Genomic DNA, 13,775 nt, shown 5'->3' on the forward strand with positions numbered 1-13,775 from the left:
AAATCAAGCACGTCTGGGCGCATTTGGGTAGGCCACACCAATGTCGGATTGCCTTCCCCCAAAACCGTGAGTTCGCTCTCGGGCAAGCCTGCGATGCCGGAACCTGTCAAAGTTTCGTGGCTTGTCCAATCGGAACGAGCCTGCCAAAAGCAATCGACCTCTAGGGAAAGAGACGAAGAGCACCACATGAAAACACCGATCTTGGGTACGCTGGTTGTTGTCACCTCATTGATGGCCGTGTCGGGCGCGCTGGCGCAGGACGTCACCGCCGGCAAATCCTCGTTCAACAAATGCATGGCCTGCCATGCGATCGGCGAAGGCGCCAAGAACAAGGTCGGGCCGGAGTTGAACGGGCTCGACGGCCGCAAGTCCGGCACCACGGCAGGCTACTCCTATTCGGAGGCTAACAAGAATTCCGGCATCACCTGGGGCAAGGATGTGTTCCTCGAATACATCAAGGAGCCGAAGGCGAAGATTCCCGGCACCAAGATGGTGTTCGCCGGCATCAAGAACGAGAAAGAGGCCAACGACCTCTGGGCGTTCCTTGTGCAATACGACAAGGACGGCAAGACCAAGTAACGGCTGCCAATATCGCCATTCCAGAGCTTCGGTTCTGATTCAAACAGAGCCGAAGCTCCCGCTTCTGGTTTGACGCGTTTTCTAGACGCAACCCGCTATCCGCCCCCGGATCAGGTCCAGGGCATGCTCGCTCCCAAACGCTTTAGTTCGCTGCGGCGGCCGTGTTCTGCGCCATTCTGCCTATCATCGCTTCGATCTCGGAGATCACGAGATCAGGCACCGCGTTCTGCACCATGTGACCGAGGCCGGGCAGCACGATTAATTTGACGCCCGGCGCAGTAGCCGCCAGCGGTCGCGAATGGATGTTGGTCGACACCGTCTTGTCGATATCGCCTGATATGATCGTGATCGGCGCTTTAATACTGGCATAGCGTGGCGACTGCTCGGCGACGGCCGCCTTCAGCGTCACCAGATCGCGCGCATTGGCGAGAAACTCGCGCGGGCGCAGCAGCAGCGAGCTTGCGGTGTTTTCGACATATTCGTCCGGGACCGCTTGCGGCGAAAACACGCCGCGGACGCCGGAACTGATCAGGAGTTTGCCGAGCGGCAGCGTAATCGTATAGGCCAGCAACGGGCCGATCACCGGCGTAGCGACGATCTTGTTGTAGCGTCCGACGCCGCCCGGCCACGGATAGGCCACCGGTGCCAACATCACCATGCCGGCGACGCGCTCCGGATAATCGAGCGCCATGCGCGCGCCGAGCGCGCCCGCCCAGGAATGCACCACCAAGATCGCACGCCCGATGCCGAGCTTGGCCAGCGCCTCGTCAATCATCCGTCCCTGAATTTCGGGCGTTGAGTCCTCAAGATTGGCGCGCGTGCTCCAGCCGTGACCCGGACGATCGATCAGGATCACCCGATGGCTTTTCGCAAGCCGCTCACCCATCGGCTGCCGCATCACCTCGAGATTTGAACTGGCGCCATGCAGCATCACGATCGGAGGGCTGGCCGGATCGCGCGGGCCGATATCGACAATATGAAGGGTCGCGCCGGCAACCTCGACCATCCTGCCCTGGGCGGGATGGGCCCGCTGCGTCAGCCACACCCCACCCTGCGTGACCAACGCCAGGATCGCCAGCGCAGCCACGACAATCGCTACCACCATTGAAAATATCCGAATGATCTTTGGCACCAACGAGATACGGCCGGAATGGGTGCGGGTTTCGGAAGTTCTCCACAGTCCGCCCAGCCCTGTGGATAGCGGGGTCATACTGCCGTCACTGGGCTTTTTATACAGTCACGCTAACACTTTCGCCATGTCTCGACGTGTTTGATCAAGGTGTGGCCGACACCTGAAACTTGTACCCAAAATCCACAGGAACGCAGGCGAAGACCACAAATTGTTCCACGGTACAATCGGAGGACTACCCATGATTTCCGACGCAAGCGAAGCGGCCATCGACCAGATCGTTGCGACCTGCAACGGCGACATTCGCGGCGCGCTGAAGGCGCTGCTGCTGGTCAATGAACAGCTGGAAGCGGAGTTGGCGCAGTTCTACGCGGCAGCGGGCCTTGACGGCATGGCGCGCGGCAGCAACGCGCTGCATTAGGATTTTGCGCGAACCGGTATCCACCCCCGGATCAGGTCCGAGGGCATGCTTGGCTTGAAAACGCTTCAGCCCGATTTGGTCCGACTTGTTTAGTCCAACTTGTCCTCATCCCCCGCATCGGAGGAAGGCTGTTCTACCTTCGGGCAAGCGCTGAGGGTCGTGCGTGCGAGTTTGGCATCGTCGAGCGATCGATAAGGCCCGCTGCCGAACCAGATATTTCCGCCGACCTGCGCGTTGATCACTGGATTGCTGGTGACGATCTCGCATTTGTTGGAGGCGCGGTCGCCGACCACCCAATAGTCTGCGCCGAAAGCGCTCGTGCCGGCAGTGACCATCACCGCGCCGGCCAGCAGCAATGATTTCATGGCTTCGCTCCTGACAAGCTGACGGCCGATAATAATGCGTTGGCGGGAAACGTTCCGGCCTGTCCGGAAACAGGGTTAACCACAACGGAGCACAGCGATTCTGATTGAATCAGATATCGCGGCCCTCGACCTTTTCGGTCAGCGTCTTGACCAGTTCCGGCACCTTTTCGAGGTACGGGTTGACCGCGAGCGCCTTTCGGAACGCTTCCAGCGCGCGCTTTTCCTCGCCGAGGTCCTGCATGATCATGCCGAGCCCGGCCAGCGCCCCGAAATGGCGCGGTTCGCGGACCAGCACCTGCCGGATGTCCTCAAGCGAATGGGCGTAATCGTTCTTCAGATAGTAAAGCGTCGCCCGCCGGTTCCAGGCCTCGACATAATCGGGTCGCAGCTTGACCACGGCGTCCAGCAGCTTGAGTGCGACGTCGGCCTTCTGCGCGTCCATGGCCGCCTTGGCGCGCACCATCAACAGCGCCGCGGTATCGCTCGGGGTCTGCATCCACAGCGCCCAGATCCGCGCCTCGACATGCTTGGCGCTGGCCTCATCCGGCGCAGCCTTCAGCGCGCCGAACAGGAAATCCAGACCGCGCGTCCGATCGGCGCCGACCTTCGGCAGTTTGCTCGGCGCTTCCGGCAGCTTCTTCTGTTGCTTGGGTGGCGGGATGATCCGGGGATCGTTCTGAGCAAACGCCATCACCGGCACGGCTGTCATGACAGCGGCGACAAGGATCGCGATCCGGCAGGTGCGGGGTTGCAGGAATCTCAAAGCCATGGGGCAAGTCTAGACGCACAAAAACGCGCTGCAAAGCAGCACGTCGTCAAAGACCTGTGAAGCGGGACGGAATCGCGGGCGAAAAGCCGACCTCAGCCCTGACGGGCCTTGAAGCGGCGCTGCACCTTGTTGATCACATAGACCCGGCCCTTGCGGCGGACCAGACGGTTGTTGCGATGGCGACCGCGCAACGATTTCAGCGAGTTACGGACCTTCATGGGACAATCCTGATGCGTTGAAAGGCCGTGATGGAGGCCGAACCTGCGCTACCCGAAAGTGGCAAAATGAGATTTTTCCCGCCAGCGGCCATACCGCCCGGGACGGGGCGGTTTCTAAGCCATCGCAGGGGAGAATGTCAATCAACCCCGCGAAATCCGGTCCATCTGCCCCGGGGGGCCGCTAGTCAGCTGATTCTCCAGCCATTTTTCTTGAGAATCCAGCGTCAATTAGCCTCAGAATTTGGACCCCGGTGCCGGCGCGAACTGTATAAGAGGAATCGCTCCCCTGCGTCGCCGACGACGCCTCCCGCAGAATGGAACTGACCTCCATATGACGACCGCTCCCCGGCCGACCATCAAGACTGCGGTACTGACCCCTGACGCCCCGATTAACCAGCCCACAAGCGCCAGGCTGCTGCTGCCGGCCGGCGTGCTGCCGTATCAGCTCAACTGGCCCTACATTCTGGGGATCGGCGCCTACCACGCCCTGGCGCTGCTGGCGTTGCTGCCGGGCTATTTCAGCTGGAGCGGCCTGATCGTCGCGATCGTGGGCACGCATCTGTGCGGGCTGTTCGGCATCAACCTTTGCTACCACCGACTGCTCACCCATCGCGGCCTGAAATGCCCGAAATGGCTGGAGCACAGTATGGTGGTCATCGCGATGTCCTGCCTGCAGGAAACGCCGGCGCGCTGGGTCGCGATCCACCGCCGGCATCATCAATTCGCCGACCAGCAGCCGGACCCGCACAGCCCGCTGGCAAGTTTCTTCTGGGCCCATATCGGCTGGATCCTGGTGCATCAGCCGGAGCTGTCGCGGCTCGGGATCTACGAACGTTACGCCAAGGACATCTTGCGCGATCGCTTCTATGTCGCGCTCGAACGCCATAACTGGCTGATCTGGATCAATCTCATTCAAATGCCGCTGTTCTTCGCCGCCGGATTCGCCGTGGCCTGGCTGTTTGGCGCAACGCCGGCCGACGCAACGCAGACCGGCCTCAGCATTCTCCTGTTCGGCGTCTTCGTCCGCACCGTGCTGGTCTGGCACATCACCTGGGCCGTCAATTCGGTGACGCATGTCTGGGGCTACCGGAACTATGAGACCGACGAGGACAGCCGCAACAACATGATCGTCGGCCTGATCTCCAACGGCGAAGGCTGGCACAACAACCACCACGCCGATCCACGCTCGGCGCGCCATGGTCATCGCTGGTGGGAGATGGACAACACCTGGCTGACCATTCGCATTCTGGCGTGGCTGGGCCTCGCCACCGATGTGGTGCCGCCGAGTAAGCATCTCGCAAAGCAGCCTGCCGGGAGCAAGCTGACGACGCGCGGCTCAACCGGCGTCCCGACCGAATAGGGTTAGGGGCCCGGACACAAAATCGCGAAAACAACCCCATGCAAAGTAGGATGGGGCCCTCGCGCGGGCGAATGTGAAGGCTTCAGCGGGGCGCGTTCTTGACCAGGGCGCACTTGCTCTCGGACAGCGGCCACACGGTCTCCTCGGGCGGAATCGAGCGAACGATCTCAAGGTAGTCCCAAGGGTAGCGGGATTCCTCGGGCTTCTTTACCCGCGCCAGATACATCGTGCGTGTGACGCGGCCATCGTCGCGGATCTGCGCGTTCTCCGAGAAGACGTCCTCGACCGGAATCTTGCGCATCTCCGCGGCGACCTTATCGGCATCGTCGGTGCCGGCCTTGGCGACCGCCTTGAGATAGTGGCGAACCGCACCGTAGACTCCGGCATGCAGCATCGAGGGCATCATCCCGGTCCGTGCCATGAACGCCTTCGACCAGCTGCGCGTCGCTTCATTCGCGTCCCAATAGGAGGCGGTGGTCAGATACGTGCCCTGTGTCGCCTTCAAGCCGAGGGCATGGACGTCCTGAAGGAAGAAGATCAGCGCGGCGAGGTTCTGACCGCCCTGAACAAGTCCGAACTCTCCGGCCTGCTTCATCGTGTTGGTGGTGTCATTGCCCGCGTTGGCGATGCCGATGACCTTCGCGCCGGAGGACTGCGCGCGAAGCAGAAAGGAGGAAAAATCCGCCGTGTTGAGCGGATGGCGCAGGGCGCCCACGACCTTGCCGCCGGCGGCTTCGATCACTTTGGTCGCATCGGCCTGGAGCTGGTGACCGAATGCATAGTCCGAGGCGAGGATAAACCAGGACGTTCCGCCCGCCTTCACGACCGCCGAGGCGGTCCCGTGCGACACGGCGTAGGTGTCGTAGGTCCAGTGGAATCCGTAAGGCGAACACTGCTCGTTGGTGAGCGCCGTGGTGCCGGCGCCGGAATAAAGCGCGATCCGCTTCTTCTCGCGCGCCGCATTCTGCACCGCGAGCGCGACGCCCGAGTTCGGCACGTCGACGATCGCATCGACGCCCTCCACGTCAAACCAGCGTCGCGCGATCGAGAGGCCGATGTCGGCCTTGTGCTGGTGATCCGCCGAGATCACCTGCACGGGCTTGCCGAGCACGGTGCCGCCGATTTCCTCGACCGCTATCTCGGCGGCGGCAACCGACCCCTTGCCGGTGATATCGGCCGTCACGCCGGCAAGATCGGTGAGAACGCCGAGCTTGACGACATCGCCGCTGATCTGGGCCTGTGCCGCGGCCGGCAGCAATGCGGCCAGGAGTGCAACGCCGAGTGCATTCAGCCTCATCTTGGATTTCCTTCCCGTATGCGTTTTCTGGTGGTCTTTTTCTGGTGGTCTTGCGTCAGCAATTATTGGCGTCGAGCCAGCCGAGAACCATCGCGGCGAGGTCGTCACTGTTGTCCTCGATCATCATCATGTGACCGTTGCCGCGGATGCCGCGCTCCGGCAGCCATACGAACTCCGCGCCGAGATAGCTGGCGGTCGCTTCGTCCACTTCGCGGGGATGGCGCGCGTCGTGATCGCCGGTCACGATCAGAATCCGATGCCCTTTCAGACTGGAAGGATCGCTGATCCTCAAGCCGCGTCCGCCAATGTTGAATCGCTCATTGAGGATGCGCGCGCTCTCCGGGACGATCGAACGGCGGTAGTTCTCGAAGGCCTGGCGCGGAAAGCGCGGCGCGTTGGCCCAATAGGCGGCGGCGAATTCGGCGCCGAACCACACCGGGCTCTCCTCCCCGGAATAGACCGGGCAGCCCGCGCGCGCGTCGTCGCGCAGCTTCAGAACGGCAGCTGGATCGTCGGGCAGGTCCGCGAGCAGGTTCGCGGGCGGTCCCGGCGCGATGGCGACGACCGCCGGCACCAGATCGGGGCGCTGCTCCACGATCCACCACGCCATCGGTCCGCTGGCCGAATGCACCAGCAGCACAGCGGGCCCGACCCGCTCCAGAAGTCCGAGCAGCGCACTTGCGACGTCTTGCGTGCCAAGCCTTGCAAAGTCCGGCCCCATGGGCGAGCGGCCGTGGCCCGGCCAGTCAGGCACGAAGACGCTGCGACCCGCGGCGGCGAAGCGCGGCGCCCAGCCCGGCCGAAAGTCCGGCGTCGCCAGATAGCAGGCGCCGGTATGGCCGCCCCCATGCACCATGACGACAGGCGGCTTGCCGGGCACACGGTGCGCCGGACGGACGTGATCGACATAGATAGGATGAGCTGCAGTTCCCGCATAGAATGCAGACGGCGCATTGTCCCATGACCCAGGCATGAATTCTCGCTGGGCAGGCACGGCCTTCATGCCACCCTCCCTGTCGCTCGCATTGATCTTTCTTGTTGTCCGGCAATGCTAAGGTGGCACCGATTCTGATGCAAGATGAAAGTCACAGATGAGACTAAAAAAGTCACATATAAGACTATGTACACCGAAGGCCGCACCGGCCCGCACCGTGCGTCAGGGTGCGCCCGGCGAGATCGCCGACGTCCTCGGCGGCACCGAGATCAAGATCGCCTACAAGATGGGTTACGTGCTGAACTTCTACCGCGAACCTTCATTCCGGAGGATCGAAATGGAGTTCGGCCTGACGCGCCCCGAGATCGTCACGCTGATCTTCCTGAATTTTCGCGAGGGCGTGACCGCGAGCGACATCTGCGAGTATACCGGCCACCTCAAGGCGAATATCAGCCGCGGGATCATCGCGCTCGAGAAGAAAAAGCTGTTGCGCCGCGAAGCCGACAGCACCGACAACCGGCGCCAAATTCTGTTCATCACACCGGCCGGCCGCGCGCTCTATGCGCAGTACATACCGGCGTTGCGCGAGCGCGAGCGCAACATGCTTGCGTGCCTGACTCAGCCGGAGCGCAAGGCGTTCGAACGCCTGCTCGACAAGCTCGCCGGTCATGTGCCGCTCTGGGCGGCGCCCGGTGAATTGTAAGGTGGCGCACCGGTGCAGTGCATCCTAAAGCCGGATGAGATTAGGTCGAATAGCAGCCGCGAAGGGTCTGCGCTCCCTCTCCCGCTTGCGGGGGAGGGCTGGGGTCGGGGTCTATCCACACGACGCGTTCCAAGTGGAGAGACCCCCACCCGTCGCGCTTCGCGCGCCGACCTAAGAGCGAGCCTCGCTCGTCTCGACCCCCGCAAGCGGGAGAGGTGAAGCGAACTCGCGGCTAACTGATTCAATCAATAGTCACCACGCTTTAGTTCGGAAACTCGACCATCGCCTCCCCGGTCGCGACCTTCTCGCCCGTCTGGTTGCGCACCATGACGTCGATCAAGACCCAGCGCGAGTTTTTCGTCACCTGCTTCGACTTAATGATTCCCGTCGGCTGGATGGTGTCGCCGGGTTTCACCGGCTTGACCCAGCGCGTTTCCAGCCGCCGGTGGATGGCGCCGGCCGGATAGGCCCAGTCGGTCAGCATTCGGGAAATCAGCCCGAAATTGTTCATGCCGTGCATGATGATGCCGCCGAAATTGGTCTTGCCGAAATTGCCCTTCATGTAATCGTCGTCGAGATGCAGCGGGTTGTAGTCGAGCGAGGCATCGCAAAACAGACGGATGGATTCGCGCGACACCGCGAATTTCGGCCCGTCGATGCTGTCGCCGGCATTCAGGTTTTCGAAGCTGGTGGTCATGATGCACTCCGCTCATTCGGGCCGGATGGTCCAGCCGCGGCCGGAGCAGATCACGTCGCCATGCTGGTTGAAGAAGACGTTGTCGTGCACCACGAACAGCCGCTCGCGCTTGATGAATTTGTCGAGCGCGCGGGCCTGTAATGTGATGACGTCGTTCGGCCGCGCCGGAATGTTGTAGCTCCAGGACTGCCCGGCATTGACGGTGCCGGGCGAGCGCATCCAGTCATCCGCCGGCGTGCACGAGAACATCAGCAGGATGTGGATCGAGGGCGGCGCGATCAGACCACCATAGCGGGTGGTCTTGGCGTAGGCCTCGTCGAAATAGATCGGGTGATCCTCGCCGACCGACCTGCAGTACAGTTCGATCGCTTCTTTGGTCAGCGTGTAGGGGATGGTCGCGCGCGGCGCGCCGGGCACGATGTCGTCCCAGGCCTTGCGCAAATTGGCGTCTTTCCAGAAATCGGTCTCGAAGGCTTCCGCCTGCGCCATGCCATCCTCCCTGTTTTTCCGCGATCTTTGATTCTGCCGCCTTGCGGAATTTGTTATATAGTATAATCAATTTTCCAGACCGAAAAATCAAGCCGCGGGGAACCCCAAATGGCCAAGCTCACATTGCCCAATATCGACGACGTCGTGGCGATCGACATCCACACCCACGCCGAAGAGCCCTGCGGCATGCATGGCGACGACGGCTATGACGATTTCCAGGCGCAGATGGCCGACTATTTCAAGTCGCCGCACAAGCACCCGCCCACGGTTCCGGAAACCGCAGCCTATTACCGCTCCAAGAAAATCGCGGCCGTGATCTTCCCGGTCGACGCCGAGCGCGAGACCGGCTTCCGCCGCTACAACAATTACGAGATGCTGGAAGTCGCCTCCGACCATCTCGACGTCCTCATCCCCTTCGTCAGCATCGATCCCCACAAGGGCAAGCTCGGCGTGCGCGAGGCGCGCAAGCTGATCGAGGAATACGGCGTCCGCGGCTTCAAATTCCACCCCACCATGCAGGGCTTCTATGCCAACGACCGCATGGCCTACCCGCTCTATGAGGCGATCAACGAGGGCGGCGCCATCGCGCTGTTCCACACCGGCCAGACCGGCGTCGGCAGCGGCATGCCCGGCGGCATGGGCATGCGGCTGAAATATTCCAACCCGATGTACATGGACGACGTCGCGGCTGACTTCCCCGACCTGAAGATCATCCTCGCCCACCCCTCGTTCCCCTGGCAGGAAGAAGCGCTGTCGGTGGCGACCCACAAGCCGAACGTCTATATCGACCTCTCCGGCTGGTCGCCGAAATATTTCCCGCCGATCCTGGTGCGCTACATCAACTCCATCCTGCAGGACAAGATGCTGTTCGGCTCGGACTGGCCAGTGATCACGCCGGACCGCTGGCTGGCGGATTTTGCCAAGCTCGACATCCGCGACGAGATCCGGCCCAAGGTCCTGAAGGCCAACGCACGGAAGATTTTGGGTATATAATAGCGGCGTCCGGTCGTTGGCGGACGGTTGAACAAGATGGTGTCCAGTGACCCAACTTGCCAAAATCGCTGTCCTCGTCGCCGCGATCTCGACGGCAGGCATCGTTCAATGCCCCGCGGCTGAATCGCCGCCGATTGCCGTCGAGATCGAGAGCCCGCTTGCCAGTCCGCATCCGCTGCAGGGTTATCTGCGGCAAACAAACAGCGCGGGCCCCTCGCCCGCCGTCGTGTTGCTGCATAGCTGCAATGGAAATTGGGGACGGCTGGACCAGCGTTGGGGCAAGCGGATCGCATCCTGGGGCTATGTGACGCTCACCGTGGATAGCTTGGGCCCGCGCGGCCTGAAGACCTGCGGCGAACATCCCCCGCAGGATCTGATCCTGGATGCCTATCGGGCTCTGAAGTTTCTGGCGCGCCATCCTCTGGTCGATCCCGCGCGTATTGCGGTGCTGGGTTTTGCGAATGGCGGTCGGGTGGCTCTCACGTCTGTCGAACACGGCTTCCTGGAACAGGCATCGCCAAACAAGTTTCATGCTGCCATCGCGTTCTATCCGCCGTGCCGTCATTTCAAAGGCGGCATGACGGTGCCGACGCTGATTTTGATCGGCGAGCGCGATGACGTGACCCCTGCCGAAGAGTGCCGCAAAATGGTAGACGGCCGGGACGCCTGGGGCATATCAAGACAGAAGGATCAGGGCGCACCGATCAAACTCATCGTCTATCCCGATGCCTATCACGGCTTCGACGCACCCAACGTCACGACACCGTCCGAGCTTTTGGGGCGCCATCTCGAATTCAACCAGATTGCAACAGACCAATCGGTCGTCGCCCTCCGCGAATTTCTCGACGCAACGATTGGCAGGAGAGAGTAAGTCACGTGAATATCAAAGCCGTCGTGTCCAAACCGAGGCAGCTATTTCTTGTCTACCACGCGCAGCCGTGCCGTGGCCTCGGCAACCGTCACGCCCTGCGCATCGACCAGCGCGGCTTCCACGACGATTTCCCGGTCCGTGCGCTCCACGACCTTTGCCCTGGCGACAATAGGCCCGACATTTGCGGGCTTGAGAAACCGCGTATCCAGACTGCGGGTAATCGCGGTCTGGCTTGAGGTGAGCGCAGCCAGGGCACGTAGCCCGGTCGCTGAATCCAGCATGGCAGCCAGGAAGCCGCCCTGAATCGTACCGTGCCTGTTGGTGAAGGATGGCTGCGCCAAGAACCGGATCGAAGCTGTCTCGCCGGCGTCATCGAACCCCAGCCACTCGCGTCCCAATAGCAGAGCGCCGGGCGGCACGTTTGTTATCGCATCGCTCAAGCGACCCCTCCATCATGACGATCAATGACACGAGAACATCTGGTCCGTCATCTCACACAATGTTTCTCGGTCGTAACCGACGCAGAGAGAGATGAGCCAGGCAGCGCATTTCCAGTTTGACGGTTTGACGCTTTCCTGAAACGCTCGCCGCACCATGAACAGGCCCTCGTTCGAAATCAAACGCCTTGCTGAAGAATCGAGTCCTGCGGCGTCGATCGCCAAACTCCAATTCGAGTTATGGGGTCCATTGACCGGCTTCGAATCGATAAGGGAATACGAGCGCTTCCTTCGTACCAGCACCCATTCGGCCGGGCTTCCTACTGTTCTGGTCGCGAGGCGCGGCGCGGCGCTGCTCGGATCGGTCAATTTTCTGGCCAGCGAAATGACGATCCGACCTGAGCTCTCGCCCTGGCTGGCACAGCTATTCGTCGTCGACGCGGAACGCGGCGGCGGTGTCGGAGGCGCCCTGATAGACGCCGTGATCGATCATGCCGCGGAGCTCGGCTTTCGTCGCCTCCATCTCTACACGTCGGGCACGCTACCCAACTACTACGCTTCGCGCGGATGGCGACCGATCGAGGAAGTCGAGTATCTCGGCAGGGCGCGCACCATCATGGCCTTCGACCTGCCGTGAGCGCATGGCACCGGTGAAAACGCGCGTCGCTCGTGGGCTGGCTAGTTCTGGCGCCGCGATCTATACAACCCAGCACGCAATTTTCCGCTTACGGGTGATGCCGTGACTATCAAAGCCGTCGTGTTCGATGCCTATGGCACGCTCTACGACATCCAGTCGGTGGCGTCAGTCACCGAACAGGCCTTTCCCGGTTACGGCGAAATCATCACCCAGGTCTGGCGCATCAAGCAGCTGGAATATACCTGGCTGCGCTCGCTGATGCGGCGCTATGAGGATTTCTCCGTCGTGACGCGGGAATCCCTTGCCTACACGCTGCGCTGCCTCGGCCTGAAATACGACGAGGCTGATTTGGCCGGGATCATGGACAAGTACCTGCGTCTCGATCTCTATCCCGATGCGCTTGCCTCGCTCGCGGCGATGAGGAACAAGAAGCTCGCCATTCTCTCCAACGGCAGCCCGGACATGCTGGGCGCGCTGGTGAAGAACAGTGGCCTCGACCGCGTACTCGATGCCACCATCAGCGTCGACGCCAATAAAATATTCAAACCGAGCCCGGACGCCTACGCCTTGATCGAAAGCACGCTTCACATTCCGCCGCACGAGGTCCTGTTCATCTCCTCGAACCCGTGGGACGTCTGCGGCGCCAAGGCGTTCGGGCTCAACGTCGCCTGGATCGAGCGGGTCACGCCGGAGGCGATGGCGCAGGCCTGCAGCAAAGCCGATCTCGTCCCGCCGCTCACGATGTTCAAGGCGATCCGCACCCAGATGGACGAGCTCGGGCTCGAGCCCGACCATCGCATCCGCGCGCTCGCCGAATTGCCCGACCTGGTAGCTGGAGCCCCGTTCCGATGAAATCGGAACGGGGCTCCAGATTCTTGATTAGACGCGTTTTCCTGACGCGAACCGGTGTCCACTTCGCTGGAAAACGCTCTACCCGAAAGTCCTGACCCATGAGCCTTGAATCCGTCCGCGCCTTCTTTGCCGAGAAGGCGCCTGAAATTTCGGTGATCGAATCCACCATGAGTTCGGCAACGGTCGCGCTCGCGGCCGAGGCGTATGGTGTCGAGCCGGCACGGATCGCCAAGACGCTCAGTTTGCGGATCGGCGAACGCGTAGTTTTGATCGTGGCCGCCGGCACCTCGCGGATGGACAACAAGAAGGTGAAAGCGCTGTTCGGCGGCAAGCCGAAGATGCTCGGACTCGACGAGGTCGCCGAGATCACCGGCCATGAAGTCGGCGGCGTCTGTCCGTTCGGACTGAAGACGCCGCTTCCGGTCTATTGCGACGTGTCGTTGAAGGCGTTCGATGTCGTGGTTCCCGCGGCGGGCTCAACGCACAGCGCGGTGCGCATCACACCCGCGCGCATGGCGGAACTGACCTCGGCCGAATGGGTCGATGTCTGCGAGGTCAGAACCGAAAGCGAAGCGACGGCCTAATCGTCGTCGTCGTAGGGTCTCGGCGGCTGGGGCTGTACCAGTGGTGCTGCACGGCCGCGCGGCGCGATTTGCTGTTGTGGCGCCCGGCCGGCCGGTGGCTGTTGCGCATTCGCCTGCGATTCGAATACGGCGCGGCAATTGTTCGAGAGCTGCGGCGTGTTCTGCCGCAAACACGTCACGATCCGGCTGACATCCGGAACCTGATCGCTGCACAGTCGCCATACGTCGGGGGTGCAGGCCATCTGTTGTTCCCAGGTTCCCCTATATTCCTGGGCGAATGCTGTTGATTGCAGGGCGCCAACGCTTCCGATCGCGAGGGCAAGGCTGAGCCCGATGCGTGGCACGGCCGGGTCCGCTCGTTTCATGTCCGGTCCTTTCATTCGAGTGGTGTGGCGATACGGGTTCCAACTCGCACCGCTCCCAAAACACTCTCCAATGAA

General features: G+C 61.8%; 19 protein-coding genes. 9 read left to right on the top strand and 10 right to left on the bottom strand.

Features of this window, described 5'->3' with window-relative positions:
- Positions 1 to 186: 186 nt before the first annotated feature.
- Complete coding sequence (locus JQ597_RS03855) at positions 187 to 579, top strand: c-type cytochrome (protein WP_192738960.1); 393 nt, start codon at positions 187 to 189, stop codon at positions 577 to 579.
- A 142-nt stretch (positions 580 to 721) separates the two neighbouring features.
- On the opposite strand, the gene JQ597_RS03860 is transcribed toward JQ597_RS03855, so the two are convergent.
- A complete protein-coding gene (locus JQ597_RS03860) occupies positions 722 to 1,684 on the bottom strand; it encodes an alpha/beta fold hydrolase (protein ID WP_212262907.1) in 963 nt (320 codons plus the stop codon).
- 265 nt (positions 1,685 to 1,949) lie between these two features.
- On the opposite strand from JQ597_RS03860, the gene JQ597_RS03865 reads away from it, so the two are divergent.
- A complete protein-coding gene (locus JQ597_RS03865; RefSeq protein WP_212262908.1) occupies positions 1,950 to 2,129 on the top strand; it encodes a hypothetical protein in 180 nt (59 codons plus the stop codon).
- Positions 2,130 to 2,218: 89 nt separating this feature from the next.
- Here the strand turns inward: JQ597_RS03865 and JQ597_RS03870 are convergent, their stop codons facing one another.
- From JQ597_RS03870 to ykgO, 3 genes are all read right to left on the bottom strand, one after another.
- Positions 2,219 to 2,494 (bottom strand): hypothetical protein, encoded by a 276-nt coding sequence (locus tag JQ597_RS03870; protein WP_212262909.1) that lies wholly within the window; start codon positions 2,492 to 2,494, stop codon positions 2,219 to 2,221.
- Between the two features lie 109 nt (positions 2,495 to 2,603).
- Positions 2,604 to 3,263, bottom strand: a complete 660-nt coding sequence (locus tag JQ597_RS03875) for a tetratricopeptide repeat protein (RefSeq protein WP_212262910.1) — start codon at positions 3,261 to 3,263, stop codon at positions 2,604 to 2,606.
- A gap of 92 nt (positions 3,264 to 3,355) precedes the next feature.
- Positions 3,356 to 3,481 carry a type B 50S ribosomal protein L36 gene (gene ykgO / locus JQ597_RS03880; RefSeq protein ID WP_002718645.1) on the bottom strand — a complete coding sequence of 42 codons (126 nt, stop codon included), beginning with the start codon at positions 3,479 to 3,481 and terminating at the stop codon, positions 3,356 to 3,358.
- Positions 3,482 to 3,812: 331 nt separating this feature from the next.
- On the opposite strand from ykgO, the gene JQ597_RS03885 reads away from it, so the two are divergent.
- Entirely contained in the window at positions 3,813 to 4,841 is a 1,029-nt protein-coding gene (locus JQ597_RS03885; RefSeq protein WP_249147212.1) for an acyl-CoA desaturase, read from the top strand.
- A gap of 82 nt (positions 4,842 to 4,923) precedes the next feature.
- Here JQ597_RS03885 and JQ597_RS03890 read toward each other — a convergent pair whose 3' ends face one another.
- Complete coding sequence (locus tag JQ597_RS03890) at positions 4,924 to 6,138, bottom strand: ABC transporter substrate-binding protein (protein WP_212262911.1); 1,215 nt, start codon at positions 6,136 to 6,138, stop codon at positions 4,924 to 4,926.
- A 55-nt stretch (positions 6,139 to 6,193) separates the two neighbouring features.
- On the bottom strand, positions 6,194 to 7,141 hold the full coding sequence (locus JQ597_RS03895) for an alpha/beta fold hydrolase (RefSeq protein ID WP_212262912.1): 948 nt from the start codon (positions 7,139 to 7,141) through the stop codon (positions 6,194 to 6,196).
- Positions 7,142 to 7,229: 88 nt separating this feature from the next.
- Here JQ597_RS03895 and JQ597_RS03900 point away from each other — a divergent pair, with 88 nt between their 5' ends.
- Positions 7,230 to 7,775: a MarR family winged helix-turn-helix transcriptional regulator gene (locus JQ597_RS03900; protein WP_249147213.1), complete on the top strand. Its 546-nt coding sequence runs from the start codon at positions 7,230 to 7,232 to the stop codon at positions 7,773 to 7,775.
- A gap of 262 nt (positions 7,776 to 8,037) precedes the next feature.
- Here JQ597_RS03900 and JQ597_RS03905 read toward each other — a convergent pair whose 3' ends face one another.
- Entirely contained in the window at positions 8,038 to 8,472 is a 435-nt protein-coding gene (locus tag JQ597_RS03905; protein WP_212262913.1) for a MaoC family dehydratase, read from the bottom strand.
- A 12-nt stretch (positions 8,473 to 8,484) separates the two neighbouring features.
- Entirely contained in the window at positions 8,485 to 8,961 is a 477-nt protein-coding gene (locus JQ597_RS03910) for a MaoC family dehydratase (RefSeq protein ID WP_212262914.1), read from the bottom strand.
- A gap of 108 nt (positions 8,962 to 9,069) precedes the next feature.
- Here JQ597_RS03910 and JQ597_RS03915 point away from each other — a divergent pair, with 108 nt between their 5' ends.
- Positions 9,070 to 9,954: an amidohydrolase family protein gene (locus tag JQ597_RS03915; RefSeq protein WP_212036908.1), complete on the top strand. Its 885-nt coding sequence runs from the start codon at positions 9,070 to 9,072 to the stop codon at positions 9,952 to 9,954.
- A 46-nt stretch (positions 9,955 to 10,000) separates the two neighbouring features.
- Positions 10,001 to 10,825, top strand: a complete 825-nt coding sequence (locus tag JQ597_RS03920; RefSeq protein WP_212262915.1) for a dienelactone hydrolase family protein — start codon at positions 10,001 to 10,003, stop codon at positions 10,823 to 10,825.
- A gap of 41 nt (positions 10,826 to 10,866) precedes the next feature.
- Here the strand turns inward: JQ597_RS03920 and JQ597_RS03925 are convergent, their stop codons facing one another.
- Positions 10,867 to 11,265, bottom strand: coding sequence for a PaaI family thioesterase (locus JQ597_RS03925; protein ID WP_249136208.1), 399 nt, complete (start codon positions 11,263 to 11,265; stop codon positions 10,867 to 10,869).
- A 247-nt stretch (positions 11,266 to 11,512) separates the two neighbouring features.
- Between JQ597_RS03925 and JQ597_RS03930 the strand changes: the two genes are divergently transcribed.
- The 3 genes from JQ597_RS03930 (at position 11,513) to JQ597_RS03940 (ending at position 13,335) form a co-directional block, all read left to right on the top strand.
- Positions 11,513 to 11,899, top strand: a complete 387-nt coding sequence (locus tag JQ597_RS03930; protein WP_212262916.1) for a GNAT family N-acetyltransferase — start codon at positions 11,513 to 11,515, stop codon at positions 11,897 to 11,899.
- A gap of 102 nt (positions 11,900 to 12,001) precedes the next feature.
- Positions 12,002 to 12,751 carry a haloacid dehalogenase type II gene (locus JQ597_RS03935; RefSeq protein ID WP_212262917.1) on the top strand — a complete coding sequence of 250 codons (750 nt, stop codon included), beginning with the start codon at positions 12,002 to 12,004 and terminating at the stop codon, positions 12,749 to 12,751.
- A gap of 98 nt (positions 12,752 to 12,849) precedes the next feature.
- Positions 12,850 to 13,335 carry a YbaK/EbsC family protein gene (locus JQ597_RS03940; protein WP_212262918.1) on the top strand — a complete coding sequence of 162 codons (486 nt, stop codon included), beginning with the start codon at positions 12,850 to 12,852 and terminating at the stop codon, positions 13,333 to 13,335.
- Here JQ597_RS03940 and JQ597_RS03945 read toward each other — a convergent pair.
- Positions 13,332 to 13,700 (bottom strand): hypothetical protein, encoded by a 369-nt coding sequence (locus JQ597_RS03945; protein WP_212262919.1) that lies wholly within the window; start codon positions 13,698 to 13,700, stop codon positions 13,332 to 13,334. The genes JQ597_RS03940 and JQ597_RS03945 overlap by 4 nt on opposite strands.
- Between the last annotated feature and the right edge of the window lie 75 nt (positions 13,701 to 13,775).

This window comes from Bradyrhizobium sp. AUGA SZCCT0177, assembly GCF_018130125.1.
Lineage (GTDB): Bacteria > Pseudomonadota > Alphaproteobacteria > Rhizobiales > Xanthobacteraceae > Bradyrhizobium.